The 21,147-nt window shown below is 62.6% G+C and carries 17 protein-coding genes; 13 read left to right on the top strand and 4 right to left on the bottom strand.

Going from position 1 to position 21,147, the window contains the following annotated elements:
- Nucleotides 1–3 precede the first annotated feature (3 nt).
- The 7 genes from ispG to UCMB321_RS22035 all read left to right on the top strand — a co-directional run bounded on the left by ispG (nt 4) and on the right by UCMB321_RS22035 (nt 7,908).
- The gene (gene ispG / locus UCMB321_RS22065) at nt 4–1,113 is read left to right on the top strand and encodes a flavodoxin-dependent (E)-4-hydroxy-3-methylbut-2-enyl-diphosphate synthase (protein WP_040070612.1); all 1,110 of its coding nucleotides are present in this window, start codon (nt 4–6) and stop codon (nt 1,111–1,113) included.
- 22 nt (nt 1,114–1,135) lie between these two features.
- The gene (hisS, locus tag UCMB321_RS22060) at nt 1,136–2,425 is read left to right on the top strand and encodes a histidine--tRNA ligase (protein WP_040070611.1); all 1,290 of its coding nucleotides are present in this window, start codon (nt 1,136–1,138) and stop codon (nt 2,423–2,425) included.
- Between the two features lie 40 nt (nt 2,426–2,465).
- Nucleotides 2,466–3,107, top strand: a complete 642-nt coding sequence (locus tag UCMB321_RS22055; protein ID WP_040070610.1) for a tetratricopeptide repeat protein — start codon at nt 2,466–2,468, stop codon at nt 3,105–3,107.
- Nucleotides 3,100–4,251: an outer membrane protein assembly factor BamB gene (gene bamB / locus UCMB321_RS22050; RefSeq protein ID WP_040070608.1), complete on the top strand. Its 1,152-nt coding sequence runs from the start codon at nt 3,100–3,102 to the stop codon at nt 4,249–4,251. The genes UCMB321_RS22055 and bamB overlap by 8 nt, the downstream gene beginning before the upstream one ends.
- A gap of 139 nt (nt 4,252–4,390) precedes the next feature.
- Complete coding sequence (gene der, locus UCMB321_RS22045; protein ID WP_040070607.1) at nt 4,391–5,866, top strand: ribosome biogenesis GTPase Der; 1,476 nt, start codon at nt 4,391–4,393, stop codon at nt 5,864–5,866.
- A gap of 111 nt (nt 5,867–5,977) precedes the next feature.
- Nucleotides 5,978–7,126 (top strand): pyridoxal phosphate-dependent aminotransferase, encoded by a 1,149-nt coding sequence (locus UCMB321_RS22040; RefSeq protein WP_040070606.1) that lies wholly within the window; start codon nt 5,978–5,980, stop codon nt 7,124–7,126.
- Nucleotides 7,114–7,908 carry an amidohydrolase gene (locus UCMB321_RS22035; RefSeq protein ID WP_040070605.1) on the top strand — a complete coding sequence of 265 codons (795 nt, stop codon included), beginning with the start codon at nt 7,114–7,116 and terminating at the stop codon, nt 7,906–7,908. The genes UCMB321_RS22040 and UCMB321_RS22035 overlap by 13 nt, the downstream gene beginning before the upstream one ends.
- Nucleotides 7,909–8,084: 176 nt before the next feature.
- Here the strand turns inward: UCMB321_RS22035 and leuA are convergent, their stop codons facing one another.
- The 4 genes from leuA to UCMB321_RS22015 all read right to left on the bottom strand — a co-directional run bounded on the left by leuA (nt 8,085) and on the right by UCMB321_RS22015 (nt 13,671).
- Complete coding sequence (gene leuA, locus UCMB321_RS22030) at nt 8,085–9,767, bottom strand: 2-isopropylmalate synthase (RefSeq protein WP_040070603.1); 1,683 nt, start codon at nt 9,765–9,767, stop codon at nt 8,085–8,087.
- Between the two features lie 627 nt (nt 9,768–10,394).
- Nucleotides 10,395–11,216 (bottom strand): peptidoglycan DD-metalloendopeptidase family protein, encoded by an 822-nt coding sequence (locus tag UCMB321_RS22025; protein ID WP_040070602.1) that lies wholly within the window; start codon nt 11,214–11,216, stop codon nt 10,395–10,397.
- 18 nt (nt 11,217–11,234) lie between these two features.
- On the bottom strand, nt 11,235–12,614 hold the full coding sequence (xseA, locus tag UCMB321_RS22020; protein WP_040070601.1) for an exodeoxyribonuclease VII large subunit: 1,380 nt from the start codon (nt 12,612–12,614) through the stop codon (nt 11,235–11,237).
- Between the two features lie 157 nt (nt 12,615–12,771).
- Nucleotides 12,772–13,671: a LysR family transcriptional regulator gene (locus UCMB321_RS22015; protein WP_040070600.1), complete on the bottom strand. Its 900-nt coding sequence runs from the start codon at nt 13,669–13,671 to the stop codon at nt 12,772–12,774.
- Nucleotides 13,672–13,771: 100 nt separating this feature from the next.
- Here UCMB321_RS22015 and UCMB321_RS22010 point away from each other — a divergent pair, with 100 nt between their 5' ends.
- The 6 genes from UCMB321_RS22010 (at nt 13,772) to UCMB321_RS21985 (ending at nt 21,086) form a co-directional block, all read left to right on the top strand.
- On the top strand, nt 13,772–14,539 hold the full coding sequence (locus UCMB321_RS22010; protein ID WP_040070599.1) for a sulfite exporter TauE/SafE family protein: 768 nt from the start codon (nt 13,772–13,774) through the stop codon (nt 14,537–14,539).
- Between the two features lie 70 nt (nt 14,540–14,609).
- Nucleotides 14,610–15,158 carry a hypothetical protein gene (locus UCMB321_RS22005; protein ID WP_040070598.1) on the top strand — a complete coding sequence of 183 codons (549 nt, stop codon included), beginning with the start codon at nt 14,610–14,612 and terminating at the stop codon, nt 15,156–15,158.
- A gap of 82 nt (nt 15,159–15,240) precedes the next feature.
- Nucleotides 15,241–16,710, top strand: a complete 1,470-nt coding sequence (gene guaB, locus UCMB321_RS22000; RefSeq protein ID WP_040070596.1) for an IMP dehydrogenase — start codon at nt 15,241–15,243, stop codon at nt 16,708–16,710.
- A 105-nt stretch (nt 16,711–16,815) separates the two neighbouring features.
- The gene (gene guaA, locus UCMB321_RS21995) at nt 16,816–18,393 is read left to right on the top strand and encodes a glutamine-hydrolyzing GMP synthase (RefSeq protein ID WP_040070595.1); all 1,578 of its coding nucleotides are present in this window, start codon (nt 16,816–16,818) and stop codon (nt 18,391–18,393) included.
- Nucleotides 18,394–18,622: 229 nt separating this feature from the next.
- Nucleotides 18,623–20,080 (top strand): 3-hydroxybutyrate oligomer hydrolase family protein, encoded by a 1,458-nt coding sequence (locus UCMB321_RS21990; protein WP_157016034.1) that lies wholly within the window; start codon nt 18,623–18,625, stop codon nt 20,078–20,080.
- Nucleotides 20,081–20,168: 88 nt separating this feature from the next.
- The gene (locus UCMB321_RS21985) at nt 20,169–21,086 is read left to right on the top strand and encodes a hypothetical protein (protein WP_040070593.1); all 918 of its coding nucleotides are present in this window, start codon (nt 20,169–20,171) and stop codon (nt 21,084–21,086) included.
- Nucleotides 21,087–21,147 lie beyond the last annotated feature (61 nt).

Genomic DNA, 21,147 nt, shown 5'->3' with positions numbered 1-21,147 from the left:
GTCATGCACGGCCAATCCCCTATCAAGCGTCGCGAATCCCGTAAAATCTGGGTCGGTTCGGTACCCGTAGGCGGCGATGCACCGATCTCGGTGCAGAGCATGACCAACAGCGACACCAACGACGTCGCGGCCACCGTGGCGCAGATCAATCGCCTGGAAGCCGCGGGCGTCGATATCGTCCGGGTTTCCGTACCGGACATGGACGCCGCCGAGGCCTTCGGTCGCATCAAGCAGTTGGTCAAGGTGCCGCTGGTCGCCGATATTCACTTCGACTACCGGATCGCCCTGCGCGTGGCCGAGCTGGGTGTCGACTGCCTGCGTATCAACCCGGGCAACATCGGTCGCGAAGATCGTGTGCGCGCGGTGGTCGATGCCGCCCGTGATCGCGGTATTCCGATCCGCATCGGCGTCAACGCCGGCTCCCTGGAAAAAGACCTGCAGAAAAAGTACGGCGAGCCCACGCCGGCGGCGCTGGTCGAGTCGGCCCTGCGCCATGTCGAACACCTGGAGCGCCTGAACTTCAAGGACTTCAAGGTCAGCGTAAAGGCCTCCGACGTGTTCATGGCGGTAGAAGCCTACCGCCTGCTGGCCAAGGAAATCGTCCAGCCGCTGCACCTGGGGATCACCGAAGCCGGTGGTTTGCGTTCAGGCACGGTGAAATCCGCCGTCGGCCTCGGTATGCTGCTGGCCGAAGGGATTGGCGATACTATTCGCATCTCGTTGGCGGCCGACCCGGTCGAGGAAGTGAAAGTCGGCTACGACATCCTCAAGTCCCTGCACCTGCGTTCCCGTGGCATCAACTTCATCGCCTGCCCGAGCTGCTCGCGGCAGAACTTCGATGTGGTCAAGACCATGAACGAGCTGGAAGGGCGCCTGGAAGATCTGCTGGTGCCGCTGGATGTGGCGGTGATCGGTTGTGTGGTCAACGGTCCGGGCGAGGCCAAGGAAGCCCATGTCGGCCTGACCGGTGGCACGCCGAACCTGATCTACATCGACGGCAAGCCGTCGCAGAAACTGACGAATGACAACCTGGTGGATGAGCTGGAAAAGCTGATCCGGCAGAAGGCGGCCGAAAAGGTCGAAGCCGACGCGGCGTTGATCGCCCGCGGCTGATCAAAGAATTTAAGGATATTTTGTGAGCAAGTCTTTGCAAGCCATTCGGGGCATGAACGACATCCTGCCCGAGCAGACGCCCCTGTGGCGCTATTTCGAGGACACCGTCGCGCGCCTGCTGGATAACTACGGTTACAAGCAGATCCGCATGCCGATCGTCGAATTCACCGAGCTGTTCAAGCGCTCCATCGGTGAAGTGACCGACATCGTCGAAAAAGAGATGTACACCTTCGAGGACCGCAACGGCGATTCGCTGACCCTGCGTCCGGAAGGCACCGCGGCCTGCGTACGCGCTGTGCTGGAGCACGGCATCACCGGTGCCGGCCAGCCGCAGAAGCTCTGGTACGTCGGCCCGATGTTCCGTCACGAGCGTCCGCAGAAAGGCCGTTATCGTCAGTTCCACCAGATCGGTTGCGAAGTCTTCAATATCGACGGTCCCGACATCGATGCCGAGCTGATCGTGCTGACCTGGCGCCTGTGGGGCCTGCTGGGCATCCGCAACGCGGTCAAGCTCGAACTCAACAGCCTGGGCACCAGCGAGGCCCGTGGGCGTTATCGCGAGGCCCTGGTGGAATACCTCAGCGCGCGTCTCGAGCACCTGGACGAAGACAGCCAGCGCCGCCTGAAGACCAACCCGCTGCGCGTGCTCGACACCAAGAACCCTGAGACCCAGGCCGTGCTGGTGGATGCGCCGAAACTCGCCGACTACCTCGACGAAGAGTCGCGCGTGCACTTCGACGGCCTCAAGGCCCGTCTCGATGCCGCCGGTATCCCGTACGTGATCAATCCCAAGCTGGTGCGCGGGCTGGATTACTACAGCAAGACCGTTTTCGAATGGGTCACCGACCAGTTGGGCGCCCAGGGCACGGTCTGTGCCGGTGGTCGCTACGACGGCCTGGTGGAGCAGATGGGCGGCAAGCCGACCCCGGGCGTGGGCTTTGCCATGGGCATCGAGCGGCTGATCCTGCTGCTGGAAACCCTGGAGCAGGTGCCGGAAGAAATTTCCCGTCAGGTCGATGTCTACCTGTGCGCATTCGGCGAGGCCGCGGAGCTCGCGGCCCTGGCCCTGAGCGAGAAGGTCCGCGACCAGTTGCCGAACCTGCGCCTGCAGGTCAACGCCGGTGCCGGCAGCTTCAAGAGCCAGTTCAAGAAAGCTGACAAGAGTGGTGCGCTGTACGCCTTGATTCTCGGTGACGACGAATTGGCCCAGCAAGTGGTAGGTTTCAAACCCCTGCGTGGCCAGGGCGAGCAACAAAGCATTGCCTGGGAGGCTCTTTCCGAGCACTTGGCCACCTGCGTCGTGCAGGGTTGAAGCTGTAAAACAGCCGATTTAGAGAATAAGGAGTATTGGGGTGTCGAGTAGCGAAGAAGATCACTTGGCGGAGTTGAAGGAATGGTGGCAGCGTAACGGCAAACCCCTGGTCACCGGCGGCTTGCTGGCCCTGGTCGTGGTGTTCGGCTGGCAGGCCTGGCACAAGTACCAGAGCAACCAGGCGCAAGGCGCCTCGATGCTCTATCAGCAACTGCTGGAAGCCTCGCTGACGCCGGACGGCAAGCCTGACCCTGCGCGCGTGGCCGACCTGGCCAGCAAGCTCAATACCGACTTTGCCGGGAGTGCCTATGCACAGTACGGCAGCCTGTTCGTGGCGAAAGTCGCCGTCGATACCGGCAAGCTGGACGACGCCGCCCGTGAGCTGAAAGCCGTTACCGACAAACCGGCCAACGCCACCCTGGGTGAAGTCGCGCGTCAGCGCCTGGCCCAGGTACTGGCGGCACAGAACAAGGTCGACGAGGCACTGAAACTGCTCGACGGCGATGCTGACAAGGCGTTCCTGGCCAGTCGCGAAGAGCTCAAGGGGGACCTGCTGGTTCAACTGGGTCGGACCGATGAAGCCCATGCCGCGTACCAAAAGGCCAAGGCGGCGCTGTCTGATGAAGCGGCGGTCGGTGGCTTACAAATCAAGCTGGACGACCTGGCCAAAGGGGATGCGTGACGTGATCCGTTGGAAACATGCAGCATTGCTGGCTCTGGCCATTCTGGCCGCGGGTTGCAGCAGCAACAGCAAGAAAGAACTGCCACCGGCGGAGCTGACTTCCTTCAAGGAGGAAGTGGTTCTGAAGAAGGAGTGGAGCCGTTCCATCGGCGACGGCCAGGGCAAGATCTACAACCTGCTGGTGCCGGCGATTGACGGCGATACCATCTACGCGGCCGATGACACCGGCATCGTGATCGCCATGGACCGCATGAATGGCGACGTGAAGTGGAAGAAGGACCTCGAGCTGCCGGTTTCCGGTGCGATCGGCGTCGGCTACGGCCTGGTGCTGATGGGCACCCTCAAGGGCGAAGTGATTGCCCTGGATGCCAGCAGCGGCGAACAGAAATGGCGTGCCCAGGTGACCAGCGAAGTGCTGGCGCCGCCGGCCACCAACGGTGACGTGGTGGTCGTGCAGACCCAGGACGACCGTGTGATTGGCCTGGATGCCGACACCGGTCACCAGCGCTGGTTGTATGACAGCACCCCGGCGGTCCTGACGTTGCGCGGCACCGGTGCGCCGTTGGTGACCAACCGCCTCGCGGTGGCGGGTCTGTCCACTGGTAAAGTGGTCGCCCTGGACACCCACAATGGCGTGCCTGCGTGGGAAACCCGCGTGGCTATTCCGCAAGGGCGTTCGGAGTTGGAGCGGGTGGTCGACATCGACGGCGGCCTGCTGTTGTCCGGCGGTAACCTGTATGTCGCCAGCTACCAGGGCCGCATGGCGGCACTGGAGCTGGAAAGCGGTCGGGTGCTCTGGCAGCGTGATGCTTCCAGTTACTCGGGTGTTGCCCAGGGTTTCGGCAGTGTCTATGTCGCCTTGGCGTCCGGCACCGTTGAAGGCGTCGACGAACGTTCGACCACGGCGCTCTGGAGCAACGACAGCTTGGCTCGCCGCCAGTTGACGGCACCGGAAGTGTTCTCCAGCTACGTCGCAGTGGGCGACTTCGAAGGCTACCTGCACCTGCTGAGCCAGGTGGACGGTCGCTTCGTCGGTCGCGAGCGCATCGACAGCGACGGCCTGCGTGCCCGTCCGCTGGTGGTGGGTGACATGATTTACGTGTATGGCAACAGCGGCAAACTGGAAGCCCTGACCATCAAGTAAAGGTTTGACTATGCTTGGGGGTACCCCCAAGCGGCCTTGCTCCGGCAAGGTTTGCGGCACCTCCCGGTGCTGCCCCGAGCACCAGCCGCTGCCTTGCAGCGGCTTTTGTATTTTCCGAAATAACGAAGTGGAGAGCCGCATGGTTCCCGTAATCGCCCTGGTGGGCCGACCGAACGTCGGTAAATCCACCTTGTTCAACCGCCTGACCAGGACCCGTGACGCCATTGTCGGCGACTTGTCCGGTCTGACCCGTGATCGCCAATACGGTGAGGCAAAGTGGCAAGGGCGCACCTATATCCTGATCGACACCGGTGGTATTTCCGGCGACGAGCATGGCATGGACGAAAAGATGGCCGAGCAGTCGCTGCTGGCCATTGAAGAAGCCGATGTCGTGCTGTTCCTGGTGGATGCCAAGGCCGGTTTCACTGCCGCTGACCAGATGATCGGCGAGCACCTGCGCAAACGTAACAAGCGCTCCTACGTGGTTGCCAACAAGGTCGACAACATCGACCCGGACATGGCTCGCGCCGAATTCAGCCCGATGGGCCTGGGCGACGCGATCCCGATCGCCGGCGCCCACGGTCGCGGTATCACCCAGATGCTGGAAATCGCCCTGAGCGACTTCCCGAAGGACGACGAGGAAGCACCGGAAGAGGGTGAAGCCGAAGACGTCGCCGAAGGTGAAGAAGCCAAGCGCATTCCCGGACCGAGCGAGAAGGATGGCATCAAGATCGCCATCATCGGTCGTCCGAACGTCGGCAAGTCGACCCTGGTCAACCGCATGCTTGGTGAAGACCGGGTGATCGTCTATGACCAGCCCGGCACCACCCGCGACAGTATCTATATCCCGTTCGAGCGCAACGAGGAAAAGTACACGCTGATCGACACCGCCGGTGTGCGCAAGCGCGGCAAGATCCACGAGGAAGTCGAAAAGTTCTCCGTGGTGAAAACCCTGCAGGCGATCAAGGACGCCAACGTGGTGATCTTCGTCATGGACGCCCGCGAAGGGGTGGTCGACCACGACCTCAACCTGCTCGGGTTTGCCCTGGAGTCCGGGCGCGCACTGGTGATCGCGCTGAACAAATGGGACGGCATGACCCCGGGCGAGCGTGATTTCGTCAAGGTCGAGCTGGAGCGCCGGTTGTTCTTCGTCGACTTCGCCGACATCCACTTCATCTCGGCCTTGCACGGCACGGGCGTGGGCAACCTGTACCAGTCGGTGCAGAACTCCTTCAAGTCGGCGGTGACCCGCTGGCCGACCAGTCGCCTGACCCAGATCCTCGAAGATGCGGTGAGCGAGCACGCGCCACCGATGGTCAACAGCCGTCGGATCAAGCTGCGTTATGCGCACCTGGGCGGGGCCAACCCGCCGCTGATCGTGATCCACGGCAACCAGGTGGAGAAGGTGCCGAAGTCGTACGTCCGCTACCTGGAAAACACCTACCGCCGCGTGCTGAAACTGGTGGGTACGCCGATCCGCATCGAGTTCAAGGGCGGCGAGAACCCGTACGAAGGCAACAAGACCGCGCTGACCGACCGCCAGGTCAACAAGAAGCGCCGGATGATGTCGCACCACAAGAAGGCCGACAAAAAGCGTCGCGACAAGAAACGCTGATTCAGGTCATGGAAACGGGCGCTGCGGCGCCCTTTTTCATGCCTGCCGTTTACGTTATCCTCGAAGCCCCCGTGCCCCTAGAGCCGGGTGTTCAGTAGGGAAAACGACCCCATGATCACCAGCAAGTTGCCGAATGTCGGCACCACCATCTTTACCCGCATGTCTGCGCTCGCGGTGGAAACCGGCGCGCTGAACCTGTCCCAGGGGTTCCCGGATTTCGAGGGGCCACAGGCCCTGCGCGATGCCGTTGGCCGGCACGTCAACAACGGCCACAACCAGTATGCTCCCATGACCGGGTTGCCGGCCCTGCGCCAGCAGGTGGCGACGAAAATCTCCCGCAGCTACGGCGTGCATGTGAACGCCGATGCCGAGATCACCATCACCCCCGGCGCGACCCAGGCGATCTTCTGTGCGATTCAGGCGGTGATCCACCCTGGCGACGAGGTGATTGTCTTCGACCCCTGCTATGACAGCTACGAACCGGCGGTGGAATTGGCCGGTGGGCGTTGCGTGCATGTGCAGCTCGGGCTGGATGACTTTTCCATCGACTGGCAGAAGCTCACCGATGCGCTGAGTCCGCGCACCCGCATGATCATCCTCAACAGCCCGCACAACCCCAGCGGCGCGTTGATCACCCATGCCGAGCTGGACCAGTTGGCGACACTGATCGCCGACCGTGATCTCTACCTGGTCAGCGACGAAGTCTACGAGCACCTGGTGTTTGACGGCGTGCCCCATGCCAGCGTACTGGCCCACGAGGCGCTGTATCAGCGTGCCTTTGTGATCAGCTCGTTCGGCAAGACCTACCACGTCACCGGCTGGAAAACCGGCTATGTGGTGGCGCCGCCGGCCCTCACCGCCGAACTGCGCAAGGTCCACCAGTACGTCAGCTTCTGCGGCGTGACGCCGTTGCAGTATGCGTTGGCCGATTTCATGGCCATGCGCCCCGAGCATGTCGAGGAACTGCCGGCGTTCTATCAGGAGAAGCGCGACCTGTTCTGCGACCTGCTCGGCGAGTCGCGTTTCAGCTTCACCCGGGCGGCGGGGACCTACTTCCAGTTGGTGGACTACTCGCAGATCCGTCCGGACCTGAACGACGTCGACATGGCGGTGTGGATGACCCGCGAACATGGCGTGGCGAGCATTCCGGTGTCGGTGTTCTACCAGAATCCACCCAAGGGGCAGCGCCTGGTGCGCCTGTGTTTTGCCAAGCGCGAGGAGACGCTGCGTACAGCTGCGGAAAAACTATGCGTGATTTGAGTACCCTGCCGGACCTGAAGGTCGCGTTGGTGCAGACCACCCTGGCCTGGCATGACCGCCAGTCCAACCTGGAGCATTTCGAAGGGCTGCTGGAGCAGGCCGTGGGGGCTGACCTGGTGATCCTGCCGGAGATGTTCACCACCGGATTCTCCATGGAGTCGCAGACCCTCGCCGAAGCTGAAAACGGTCCCACCAGCCGCTGGCTGCGCGAGCAGGCGAAAAAACTCGATGCGGTGATCACAGGTAGCGTGATTATCCGCGCCGCCGATGGCAGCTATCGCAACCGCCTGTTGTGGGCGCGGCCGGATGGCGAGGTGCTGCACTACGACAAGCGCCACCTGTTCCGCATGGCGGGCGAGCATCACCATTACACCGCGGGCGAACGCCAGATGCGGTTCGAGCTCAAGGGCTGGCGGGTACGGCCATTGATCTGCTACGACCTGCGTTTCCCGGTGTGGAGCCGCGATGCCCAGGACACCGACCTGCTGCTGTACACCGCCAACTGGCCGGGCGCGCGGCGGTTGCACTGGAATCGGCTGTTACCGGCACGGGCCATTGAAAACCTGTGCTATGTGGCGGCGGTGAATCGGGTCGGTACCGATGGCAAGGGTTTCGCCTATACCGGCGACAGCCAGGTGCTGGATTTTCAGGGCGAGTCGTTGTTGGGAGCAGGGGAGGCCGATGGCGTGTTCCAGGTCATCTTGAGCGCAGCAGAGCTGGCGGCCTATCGGACGCGGTTCCCGGCGCACCTGGATGCGGACGGCTTCGAGCTGCATCAGTGACACCGCGTTATCGTTCATCGCCGGCAAGCCGGCTCCCACAGGGTTCGCGTCGTACTCAAGGCATGTGATCTACGCGGACACTTGTAGGAGCCGGCTTGCCGGCGATGGCGTACTCAAAGACGCAAAAAAAGGCCCCGGGGTTCACACCACCGGGGCCTTTTCATTTCAACCGACGCTTACGCCGCCTGGGTGGTATCCACCTGGCTCAGCGAGCGGTTCAGCGCACTGAACAGGGCCTTGAAGCTGGCGGTGGTGATGTTCTCATCGATCCCCACGCCGTGCACCGCACGTTCGCCGTTGACCCGCAGCTCGATATAGGCCGCCGCCTTGGCGTTGGTCCCGGCACCGATGGCGTGTTCGTTGTAGTCCATGATCTCCACCGGCAGCGGCAGACCGGCCACCAGTGCTTCCAGGGCGCCGTTGCCCTTGCCGCGCCAGTGCAGGTTGGTCTCGCCCTGGCCCTTGCTCGCCACTTCCACTTCCACGGCGCTGTGGCCGTTTTCTTCTTGCAGGCGATGGCTGACCAGCGCATACGGGGTGTTGGCCTGCAGGTATTCGCTGTGCAGCAGGGCATGGATCTGTTGCGCGGTCATTTCCAGGCCCAGGCGGTCGGTTTCACGCTGCACCACCTGGCTGAATTCGATCTGCATGCGACGCGGCAGGCTGATGCCGTATTCCTGCTCCAGCAGGTAGGCGATGCCGCCTTTGCCCGACTGGCTGTTGACGCGGATCACCGCCTCGTAGCTGCGACCGATATCGGCCGGGTCGATCGGCAGGTACGGCACTTCCCACAGGGCGTCGTCTTTCTGCTGGGCGAAACCCTTGCGGATCGCATCCTGGTGGGAGCCGGAGAACGCGGTATGCACCAGGTCGCCGACATACGGGTGGCGTGGGTGCACCTGGATCTGGTTGCACTCCTCGACCACCTTGCGCACGCCGTCGATGTCGGAGAAGTCCAGCTCGGGGTCCAGACCCTGGGTGTACATGTTCAGGGCCACGGTGACCAGGTCGACGTTGCCGGTACGCTCGCCGTTGCCGAACAGGCAGCCTTCGACACGGTCGGCGCCGGCCATCAGGCCCAGTTCGGTGGCGGCAACGCCGGTACCACGGTCGTTGTGGGTGTGCAGGCTGATGATCACGCTGTCACGACGGTTGATATGGCGACCGAACCACTCGATCTGGTCGGCGTAGACGTTCGGTGTAGCGCACTCGACCGTCGCCGGCAGGTTGAGGATCACCTTGTGCTCGGGCGTCGGGTTCCAGACGTCGATCACCGCGTCGCAGACTTCCTTGGCGAACTCCAGTTCGGTGGCGCTGAAGGTCTCTGGCGAGTACTCGAACGTCCACTGGGTTTCCGGCTGCTGGGCGGCATATTTGACGAACAGCTTGGCGGCGTTGACCGCGATGGCCTTGATCCCGTCCTTGTCCTGGTTGAAGACAATGCGGCGGAAGGACGGCGAGGTGGCGTTGTACAGGTGCACGATGGCTTTCTTCGCCCCGCGCAGCGATTCGAAGGTGCGGGCGATCAGGTCTTCACGGCCTTGGGTCAGCACCTGGATGGTGGTGTCCTCGGGGATGTGGTTGTCTTCGATCAGGGTGCGCACGAAGTCGAAGTCGGTTTGCGAAGCGGCCGGGAAGGAGGCTTCGATTTCCTTCACGCCGACGCTGACCAGGGTTTTCCAGAAACGCAGTTTCTTCACCGCGTCCATCGGCTCGATCAGCGACTGGTTGCCGTCGCGCAGGTCGGAGCTGCACCAGATCGGCGCGGTGGTGATGGCTTTCGACGGCCAGGTGCGATCGGGGAGATCGATGGTCGGGAACGCGCGGTATTTCGAAGACGGGTCTTTGAGCATGCTCATGGGAAATTCCTTGGGTTCAGGGCCGAAAAAAGGCGGCCAGCCGGTGAAGCGTTATCAGGGAGAAAACCGGGGGCGAGGTCGTGCGATTCAGCCTGGCAGTCGTGCGCTGACGAGGCAGAGGCTGCGATGTTGACGTCGCTGAATGAGGGTGTGAGAGGTTTTCATGTCTTCAACCCTAACCACTGGGGTGAAAGATGGCAAGCCTGTGGGAAAAATTGAGAGGAATACTCGGAAAATAAACTTTTCCGAGATTTTATTCTGCTGGACTGGCTGAAAGTCTAGAACAATTGCGCACTATTTTGGACCTGCGCAATCTTTGCCGACGGGGTAATTAGTTGCTACACCGATTGCCCAGACTGAACACGGTTACTGTGGGAGCCGGCTTGCTGCGGGCGGCGTTCCGACGATGGCGGCCGGATAGTCGCTGCAAGACTCAAGGGCCTCATCGCTGGCAAGCCAGCTCCTACAGAAGCCGGGCATACCGATATTTCTGTGGTGGAACACCAAACTGTAGGAGCCGGCTTGCTGGCGATGGCGGCCGGCCAGTCGCCGCAAGGCTCGAGGGCCTCATCGCTGGCAATCGAGCGTCGACCGGCGCTCCTACAGGGGAGTGTGGTGCCCAGGGGATCAGGGTTGGAATGCGCCGATAAAGATCGCCGGATCGACCCGTGCGTCATTGAGGCTGACGTTCCAGTGCATATGCGGCCCGGTGGCGCGGCCCGTGGAGCCGACCTTGCCCACCACGGCACCGCGTGCCAGGGATTGGCCCATCTGAACGTCGATCTTCGACATATGGCAGAACATGCTGATGAAGCCCTGGCCGTGGTCGACGAACACCGTGTTGCCATTGAAGAAGTAATTGCCGATCAGAATCACCTTGCCCGCCGCCGGGGTCTTGATCGGGGTCCCCGCCGGCACCGCGAAGTCCAACCCGGCGTGGGGGTTGCGTTCCTCGCCGTTGAAGAAGCGGCGCACGCCGAAGCGGCTCGACAGCGGGCCGTTGACCGGCTTGTCCAGCAGCAGGTTGCTCGGCGTGCCGGGGCTGAAGCTGCGATAGGCGCGAATCTGCACCGCCAGTTCGTCATCGATGCGCTTGAGATCGGCCGGGTTCGGGTTGACCTGCCGGGTGTTCTTCAAGGTGATGTGCTGTTCCGGGTACTGCTTGCTGCCGACGCTGAAACTCAGGTTGCGCCCCGCCGAGCTGATCTGCTGGCTGCCCGGTTTCACGCTCAGGGGAATGCCGACAATCGCCAGCCAGTTGTTCTGTTCCTTGACCACCAGCACCGGCTTGCCCTGGTAGCTGGCCTTGGGCGCCTGGGCGTTCGGGCCGAGATCGACCACGGCCACGCCGCCGGGCACGGGCTTGTTCAGCAGGCGGGTGAGATAACTGTCGGCGTGAGCGTTGAAAGTGAGGCCCAGCAACAGCAGGGCAGCAAGAAAACGGGGCATGCTCGGATCCCTTGAAAGTCAGTCCAGTAGAGACAGGGTGACAGGCGTCAGGTGATTGTCCTCGACCCGCACCTGCAATTCGCCCTCGGCGAGTTTCGCCTTCAGGCGTTGGCCGGTGTGGGTTTGCCCAGCGCTGCGAATGGCCTGGCCGCGCTCGTCCAGCAGAATGCTGTAGCCACGACCCAGGGTGGCCAGGGGACTGACTACATGCAAGGTCTGCATCTGGCTTTGCAGCTGCAGGCGCCGGGCTTTCAGCCCCTCGCGCATGGCCCGGGGCAGGCGTTCGGACAGGCTCTCCAGGCGCTGGCGCAACAGCGCCAGTTGACGCCCCGGATGTTGCCCGGCGAGACGGGTTTCCAGGCGCAGCAGTTTTTCCCGGCGGCTATTGAGCTGGCGCTCGAAGGCCCGGCGCATGCGCATGTCCAGGTCATCCAGGCGCTGGGCTTGCTGGCGCAGGCGTTCGCCGGGGTGGCGCAGGCGCCGGGCCAGGCCGTCGAGGCGCAGGCGGTCGCGCATCAGGCGGTCGCGGATCCGCATCACCAGGCGCCGGTGCAGGCTCTCGACCCGGCGTTGCAGGTCGCTGGAGTCCGGGGCCAGCAGTTCGGCGGCGGCGGACGGAGTCGGCGCGCGGACGTCGGCGACAAAGTCGCTGATGGACACATCGGTTTCATGGCCGACGGCACTGACGATCGGTGTGACGCAGGCATCCACCGCCCGGGCCACGGCTTCTTCGTTGAAGCACCAGAGGTCTTCCAGCGAACCACCGCCACGGGCCAGGATCAGCGCGTCGAAGCCCTTGGCATCGGCGATTTTCAGGGCCCGGACGATCTGTGCAATGGCTTCGCGGCCCTGGACGGCAGTGGGGATCAGCGTCAGCTCCACCTGCGGTGCGCGGCGGCGGAAGACGCTGATGATGTCGCGGATCACCGCGCCGGTGGGCGAACTGATAATGCCGATGCGTTGCGGGTGGGCGGGCAGCGGGACCTTGCGTTCGGCGCTGAACAGGCCTTCGGCGCCGAGTTTTTCCTTCAGGGCCTCGAAGGCCAGGCGCAGGGCGCCATCGCCGGCCGGTTCCACGGTATCGAGGATCAGCTGATAGTCGCCGCGGCCTTCGAACAGGGAGACCTTGCCGCGCACCTTGACCGCCAGGCCGTCCTTCAGCGCCTGGCGCACGCGGGCGGCGTTCTGGCGGAACAGGGCGCAGCGCACCTGGGCGCCGCTGTCCTTGAGGGTGAAATAGATATGGCCGGACGCCGGGCGGGCGAGGTTGGAGATCTCGCCTTCGACCCAGATATTGCTGAACACATCTTCGAGCAACACCCGCGCGCGGCCGTTGAGCTGGCTGACAGTGAGGACTTCGCGGTCGAGGCCCAGGCGTGAAAAGGGATCTTTAATCATGGGGCGGCATGATAAAGGCATTTGCTTGCCAATCTCCATGATTGTGAACACTTCCCTGTGTGGGAGCCGGCTTGCCGGCGATGGCGTCCGAATGGACGCAGCAAGGCTTACTGGCCTCATCGCTGGCAAGCCAGCTCCCACAGGTTTCGCGGTGCTTTCAGGGGCGCTGCAGGTCTTCGCGAAACCGCTCGACGAACTGTGCCACCAGCGGTGTCGGCTCCTGGCGGCAGGCCAGGGCCAGGGTGCTCTGGCAATCCGGGTCCTTGAGCGGCAGGAAATGGATGTTCGTCGGGGCGATGTCCCGCATCGATTCGGGCAGCAGCGCGATGCCGAACCCGGCCTGGATCAACTGCAACTGGGTAGTCTTGCGCGACACCACCCGCGCCGCCCGGGGAAAGAAGCCCTGGCGCATGCACAGCTCGGCCGAGAGATAACTCAAGCCGCCGCGCTGCGGATGCGGAATGGAAATAAAGGCTTCGTCCTTCAGCCCTGCCAGGTCGATGCCCTCGGTCGAGCCCGCCAGCGGGTGATTCGGCGGCACCGCCAGCAGCAGGCGCTCGCTGAACAGCGGCAGGATCTGCACGCCCTCGCGTTGGCGCAGCACCGGCAGGCGCAACAGGCCGATATCCAGCCGCCCCTCGGCGAGTTCTTCGAGCTGGGCTTCGGAGGACAGCTTGACGATATCCATCGACGCCCCGGGACTCTGCTCCAGATAATGACTGATCGCCCGCAGCAATCGACCGCTCATCGGCACCGTGCTGGAATGGCTCAGACGCAAGGTCCCCAGTTGCCCGTTGCCCACCTGGGTCGCGAGCGCGCTGGCCTTGTTCAGCTCGCTCAGCAGATTCCTGGCCCGGGGATAAAAAGCTTCGCCGGCCGCGGTCAGTCTCGGCTGGCGAGCCGTGCGTTCGAACAAGGGGGTCTGCAAATGATTTTCCAGCGCCTTGATTTGCCGGCTCAAGGCCGATTGGGCGATAAACAGGCGTTCGGCGGCGACGCTGAAGCTGCCGGATTCGGCGATCTCGACGAAGTAGCGCAGTTGGCGGGTGGAAATCACGAGTCATGCCTTTTCGAGATGGGTGGCGGGCTTTGAATATATTAGTCGCAAGGCTCCGCGCTGGCTAAAGTCAATCGAACCCATTGTGGAAGTGTGCGTCATGAATCTTGTTGCCCTATTGAACCAGTGGCCTTTCAGCGCCACCGATTGGCTGGTGGTGGAGCTGGGTGTCGCCCTGGCCTATATCGTGTTCGGCGTGGCGGGTTTCGGCACGGCGCTGGTGGCGGGGCCGATCCTGATCCTGTTCATGCCGCTGTCGAAGATCGTGCCCTTGCTGGTGCTGCTGGATTTTGTCGCGGCCTTTGGCAATCTGCTGCCTTCGCGCAAGGACGTCGTCAGGCCCGAGTTGCTGCGGTTGCTGCCCTGCATGGCGGTGGGCTGCACCCTGGGGGTGATCTTCCTGTTGAACCTCAAGGCCAACATCCTGTTGCTGCTGATGGGCTTGTTCATCAGTGCCTATGCGGTCTACAGCCTGTTGGTGAAGGTGCGACCGGCGCAGCTGGCGGCGGGGTGGTCGGTGCCCATGGGCACGGTAGGCGGGATGTTTGGCGCGCTGTTTGGCAGCGGCGGCTTTTTATATGCGATCTACCTCAACAGCCGGTTGCCCAAGGATGCGGCCCGGGCGACGCAAAGTGCGCTGATCAGTTGCAGCACGGTGGTGCGTCTTTCGCTGTTCGTGATCGCCGGGGTCTATGCCGAGCTACCCTTATTGATGCTGGCGGTGTGTTTACTGCCGGCGATGGCGTCGGGTTTGTGGGTGGGGCGGCGGCTGACGGCGAAGTTGTCGCGTGAAGCGTTCGTCCGCCTGGTGACCTGGCTGGTGCTGGCCAGCGGCATAGCCTTGATCACGCGGTACTTGAGCACTTGACCTGAGGGCGTCAGGGATTAAGCTGCCGGCCCACAAAGAGCGCTACCACTATTTGCTCCAGGCCGTACCCATGAATTCCCAAAGCATCATCGTCCCGAAGATTTCCACCCTGCCGGTCCACGAACCCCGGGCCCGGGCCATCGTGCGCTGGCTGGTGCGCAAGAACATCATCGAGGAACCGCTGAGCACCTGCGGTCGCACCGGCAACCGCATGGCCCATGCCATTGCCCCGGGCGCCGCCAGCGTGGTCCTGCGTCCGGAAGCGCTGCCGTTCCATGAGCCGATCAACGGTCTGGAGATCGTCACCAAGCGCTGCATCTATACCCCGGCCAAGGGCTTTCTCGGGGAAGCGGGTTGCGCCGAGTGTCGCCAGGAAGTCGGCGAGGCGCTGTTCGACAGTCTTGAAGATTGGATGCCCGGGCGCACCGAGAACTTCATCTGCCCGCTATGTGGTCATGAGGACGATATCAACGGCTTCCTGTTCCTGCAGGAATGCGCCTTCTCCAACCTGGGTTTTATCTTCAACAACTGGCTCGAGGCCGGCTTCAAGCAGAGCTTTCTCGACGAGTTCGCCGACTGGCTGGATCAGCCGGTCGCCTGGGTGAAGGTGGAGCTTTAAATAAGCCAAGGTTTACATTGAGCCCAGGGCTCTATCTGAGTATAATGGCGCGCTTCCATTTTCCCGCTCGGGAGCCCCCGCGATGCTGCGTATCAGCCAAGAAGCCCTGACCTTCGACGACATTCTCCTAGTGCCCGGTTATTCCGAGGTTCTCCCTAACGAAGTCAGTCTCAAGACCCGCCTTACCCGTGGCATCGAGCTGAATATTCCGCTGGTTTCCGCCGCCATGGATACCGTGACCGAAGCCCGTCTGGCCATTGCCATGGCCCAGGAAGGCGGTATCGGCATTATCCACAAGAACATGACCATCGAGCAGCAAGCTGCCGAAGTGCGCAAGGTCAAGAAGTTCGAAGCCGGCGTGGTCAAGGACCCGATCACCATCGAGGCCGATGCCACGGTGCGTGACCTGCTCGATCTGACCCGCATGCACAACATCTCCGGTGTGCCGGTGCTGCACGACGGCGACCTGGTCGGCATCGTCACTTCCCGTGACGTGCGTTTCGAAACCCGCCTGGATGTCCCGGTTCGCGAAGTGATGACGCCCAAAGAGCGCCTGGTCACGGTCCGCGAAGGCGCCAACAAGCACGAAGTCCGCGAGTTGCTGCACAAGCACCGCCTGGAAAAAGTGCTGATCGTCGACGACAAGTTCGCCCTCAAGGGCATGATGACCGTCAAGGACATCGAAAAATCCAAGGCCTACCCGCTGGCCAGCAAAGACGACCAGGGTCGCCTGCGTGTCGGCGCCGCGGTCGGCACTGGTAAAGATACCGGTGATCGCGTCGCGGCACTGGTCAACGCCGGTGTCGACGTGGTGGTGGTGGACACCGCCCACGGTCACTCCAAAGGCGTGATCGACCGCGTTCGCTGGGTCAAGCAGAACTTCCCTGAAGTGCAGGTGATCGGCGGCAACATCGCCACCGGCGCTGCTGCCAAGGCCCTGGCCGAAGCGGGCGCGGACGCGGTCAAGGTCGGTATCGGCCCGGGCTCGATCTGCACCACCCGTATCGTTGCCGGTGTCGGCGTGCCACAGATCAGCGCCATCGCCAACGTCGCCGCCGCCCTTGAAGGCACCGGCGTGCCGTTGATCGCCGACGGCGGCATCCGTTTCTCCGGTGACCTGTCCAAGGCCATCGTGGCCGGTGCTTCCTGCGTGATGATGGGCTCGATGTTCGCCGGTACCGAAGAGGCTCCAGGCGAAATCGAACTGTTCCAGGGCCGTTCCTACAAGGCTTACCGCGGCATGGGTTCGCTGGGGGCGATGTCGCAGTCCCAAGGTTCCTCCGACCGCTACTTCCAGGACTCCTCCGCGGGTGCCGAGAAGCTGGTGCCGGAAGGTATCGAAGGTCGCGTACCGTACAAGGGCACCCTGACCGCCATCGTTCATCAACTGATGGGCGGCCTGCGTTCCTCGATGGGCTACACCGGCAGCGCCAACATCGAAGAAATGCGCACCAAGCCTGAATTCGTGCGTATCACCGGTGCCGGCATGGCCGAATCTCACGTTCACGACGTGCAGATCACCAAGGAAGCTCCAAACTATCGCGTAGGTTGATAGTGATCGCCTCCTGGCCGAGGTCGGGAGGCGATTGACGAATTTGAACCGGGGCTGTTGAAGACAGCCCCGTGTTGTTTCTGATTTCACTGACGAGAATGACTCATGGCCCTCGACATTCACGCCCACCGCATCCTGATCCTCGACTTCGGTTCCCAGTACACCCAGCTGATCGCCCGCCGCGTGCGTGAAATCGGCGTGTACTGCGAACTGCATCCGTTCGACATGGACGACGAAGCGATTCGCGAATTCGCACCGCGCGGGATCATCCTCGCCGGCGGCCCGGAATCGGTTCACGAAGCCAACAGCCCGCGTGCCCCGCAAGCCGTCTGGGACCTGGGTGTGCCGGTGTTCGGCATCTGCTACGGCATGCAGACCATGGCCGAGCAACTGGGCGGCAAGGTCGAGGGTTCCGAGCTGCGTGAGTTCGGTTACGCCCGTGTCGATGTGGTCGGCAAGAGCCGCCTGCTCGACGGCATCGAAGACCATGTGGATGCCGACGGCGTCCTGGGTCTCGACGTCTGGATGAGCCACGGCGACAAGGTCACCCGGATCCCGGACAACTTCCATATCCTGGCCAGCACCCCGAGCTGCCCGATCGCCGGCATGGTCGACGATGCGCGCGGCTACTACGGTGTGCAGTTCCACCCGGAAGTGACCCACACCAAGCAGGGCGGTCGCATCCTCTCGCGTTTCATCCTCGACATCTGCGGCTGTGAAGCCCTGTGGACGCCTTCGCACATCGCCGAAGACGCCATTGCCCAGATCCGTGCCCAGGTCGGCAGCGACAACGTCCTGCTGGGCCTGTCCGGCGGCGTCGACTCCTCGGTGGTCGCGGCGCTGCTGCACAAGGCCATCGGCGACCAGTTGACCTGTGTCTTCGTCGACAACGGCCTGCTGCGCCTGCACGAAGGCGAGCAAGTGATGGCCATGTTCGCCGAGAACATGGGCGTCAAGGTGATCCGCGCCAATGCCGAAGAGCAGTTCCTGAACAACCTGGCCGGCGAGTCGGACCCGGAGAAGAAACGCAAGATCATCGGCCGCACCTTCATCGACGTGTTCGATGCCGAGTCCTGCAAGCTGGACAACATCAAGTACCTGGCCCAGGGCACCATCTACCCGGACGTGATCGAGTCGGCCGGCGCGAAAAGCGGCAAGGCCCACGTGATCAAGTCCCACCACAACGTCGGTGGCCTGCCGGAAGAGATGAACCTCAAGCTGGTCGAACCGCTGCGCGAGCTGTTCAAGGACGAGGTCCGTCGCCTCGGCCTGGAACTCGGCCTGCCGTACGACATGGTCTACCGTCACCCGTTCCCGGGCCCGGGCCTGGGCGTGCGGATCCTCGGTGAAGTGAAGAAGGAATACGCCGACCTGCTGCGTCGCGCCGACCACATCTTCATCGAAGAACTGCGCAAGGCCGACTGGTACCACAAGGTCAGCCAGGCGTTCGTGGTGTTCCAGCCGGTGAAATCGGTGGGCGTGGTAGGTGATGGTCGTCGTTACGCCTGGGTCGTGGCCCTGCGTGCGGTGGAAACCATCGACTTCATGACCGCCCGTTGGGCACACCTGCCTTACGAGCTGCTGGAAACCGTCAGCGGCCGGATCATCAACGAGATCGACGGCATCTCCCGCGTCACCTACGACGTGTCGAGCAAGCCGCCGGCAACGATTGAGTGGGAGTGAGTTTGTAGCGTAAGTATTTGGTTATAAACAGAATAACCGCTCTGCCGATCGTTTATTCTGTATCACCAATGGCATTTTGATACTATCGGTTGGAGTAGCGGCTGCTTGACTCGCCAATACCATGAAGAGGGCCTGTTGCGGTTTCATGGTATCGGCGTTGCATACCTGTTGGGTATCGGGTGATTCCAACTGAGCTGGCTACTGAAACATCAAACCGAGGAAACGAATCTTGTGGAAATCGACGGCCGCTGCCCTTGCTCCGCTGATCCTCGCAGGCGCGGCCACCGCCGGTACGCTAAGTCCCTGCGAGCGCATGCTCAAGAAATTGGATTCACAACTCGCCGACGCCAGCTGCGTCGAAAGCCCCGATCTGACGACCCGCAACCCCGGCACCACGCCGGCCGATAACTCGTTGCCCGGCCTGCCTCCTTTGGCGTTTATGCCGCAGGCCGACCGCGCAATACTCGTGGCGAATGCTGCCAGCAGGCCGCCGATCAAGAAGGCGGTCCCCGGCTTGCAGATTCAGGCTCGCTTCGCCAAGGATCCGCAGGGGCAGGCGCGCTTCCTGCTACGGCTGCCCAAGGACTGGAACGGCAGCCTCGTTGTTGCAGGCGCCTCCGGTGCGCGCAGCGAATTCAACGGCGACTTCGTCTGGAGCGATTACGTGCTTCAGAAGGGCTATGCCTATGCTTCGCAGAACAAGGGCGTGCTCAGCGCGCAAGCGAGCACGGCGGCTGATCCGTTGGCGTGCCGAACCGGGCCTGCGGACAAGCCAAGCTATGTCCACTACTACGACGACGATCCTGGCCAGGAGTTCGCCCGCTGGCGTGACTTCATGGTGATGGCCGCCGACCTGGCACGCCTCGGCGTCCAGGCACAGTACGGCCACGAGCCACGCTATACCTATGCCGTCGGCACGTCGAACGGCGGCTACCAGGTGCGCCGCGCGATCGAAACAGCACCGGAATACTTCGACGGCGGTGTTGATTGGGAGGGTACTTTTATCGATCCCCGCGGGCCGAGTCTGCTGACTGACCTGCCCCCGGCGATCCTCAACTACCCCGACTATCTCGCCTCCGGCCGCTCGCCGACGAGCACCGCCGCGTTGAACATCATGGCGGCCGGCTATCCGCCCGATCTCGTCGCCGACACAGCCAGCGGCCCGGCCTCGCTATGGGGTAGCCACGCTGGCTCATTCTGGGAGCCTACGCAGTGCCAATGGCAAAAGCGCTTGGATCCTACCTACAACACCTATGGCGCCGGGCCAGGCAGGTACAACTACTTGGCACGACTGTCGGCCTCGACGACAGGTGAGAATGTGGCTGCCATCGCCACCAGCGGCAAGATCAAGCGTCCGCTGATCACGGTCGCTGGCACGATGGATGCGTTGCTGCCCATCGACCACCATGCGCGAGCCTATGCGCGGCAGGTTGCTGCGCAAGGCGGCGAGCACGCCCCAGCCTATCGCCTCTATGAGATCCAGAACGGCAATCACGTCGAGAGCTACGCGAACATCTTCCCTCAGCTTGAGCTGATCGAGCCGCACGCTCAGCACGCCTTCGACCTGCTCGTCCGCTTTGTCGAACAAAAAGCGCCACTGCCGCCCGATCAGTGCGTCGCTCGCGGCGGTGCGATTACCGACGCGCCGGCGCAGGCGGGGCACTGCCCGAGTTTGCTGGTGCCTTGATGAACGCCTCTCCAGAGGTCGCAGATGGAGGATGCGGCCGGCTAGGGACAAGGAGCGTCGTCGCGAGTGATTTCAAAGGAGCGCCGAAATGTTGAAGGCCACCCTCGGGAAGATGCGAAGTTCATCTGTCCGCATGTTCATCGGAGCCGGGATGATTTTATGCCATCTGATGATGGGGGCCGGCGCTCGTGCCGACGATACCGCTATCAGCTGGCAGATGCCGGGCAATCCACCGGTCAGCATTACCGATGGCCCCTATAAGGGCCAAGGGTACGCAGACGTGTTTCTGCAATATTTCATTGAACGCACGCCCGAGTACCACAGCGTCATCGAACGCTCCAGCCTGGCACGCGTCTCCGGCCTGATGAAGCAGGGCCTGCAAGTTTGCCAGCCTAGCCTGCTCAAGACGGTCGAGCGCGAGGCGTATATGGAGTTCAGCAACCCGGTTGAGTTCGTGCTCCCGTACTACATCGTCGTGCGATCCGATCGGGTGGCCCGCCTGGCGGCCTACCGCAATGCCGAAGGGGCCGTGGACATCACCCGACTGATGCATGACCTGTCGTTGACTACCGTCCGCCAAGAGATGCGGGGTTACCCGCCTGTCGTTCTGGCTGCTTTCACGGCGGCAGCCGGACAGAAGAACGTCCTCCAGACGAGTGCCGACGACGAAGCTCCTTTCAGCCAGTTAGCCAGCGAGTGGGTGGACTACATCATTACCTACCCGGACGAGGTCTATTGGTTCGCCAGGCACTTGAAAATGCCTGCGGCGGCCAAGTTTGTTTACGTTCCCATCGCCGGTCAACCTGAATACACGCTCGGATATGTGGCTTGCACCAAGGGACCGTGGGGACGAAAGATCGTCGAGCGGGTCAACGAGGTCGTTGCCCAGGCAGGAAAACGTCCGCCGTGGATCGAGGCAGAAGCCCGCCTGCTCGATCCGGAAGCGGCCAAACTCTATGAGGACGTCTACGCCCGCTATTCACCGTTTCGTAGGCAGGCCAAGTAAACATGGATGCAAATCTCCGGGCCAGGAATAGCGACCGATCGTGCAATAATTCCCTTTTGAT

The sequence above is a fragment of the Pseudomonas batumici genome (genome assembly GCF_000820515.1).
GTDB classification, from domain to species: Bacteria; Pseudomonadota; Gammaproteobacteria; order Pseudomonadales; family Pseudomonadaceae; genus Aquipseudomonas; species Aquipseudomonas batumici.
Note: the sequence above shows the minus strand (reverse complement) of the source record. Positions and strands in the feature narration are given on the sequence as shown.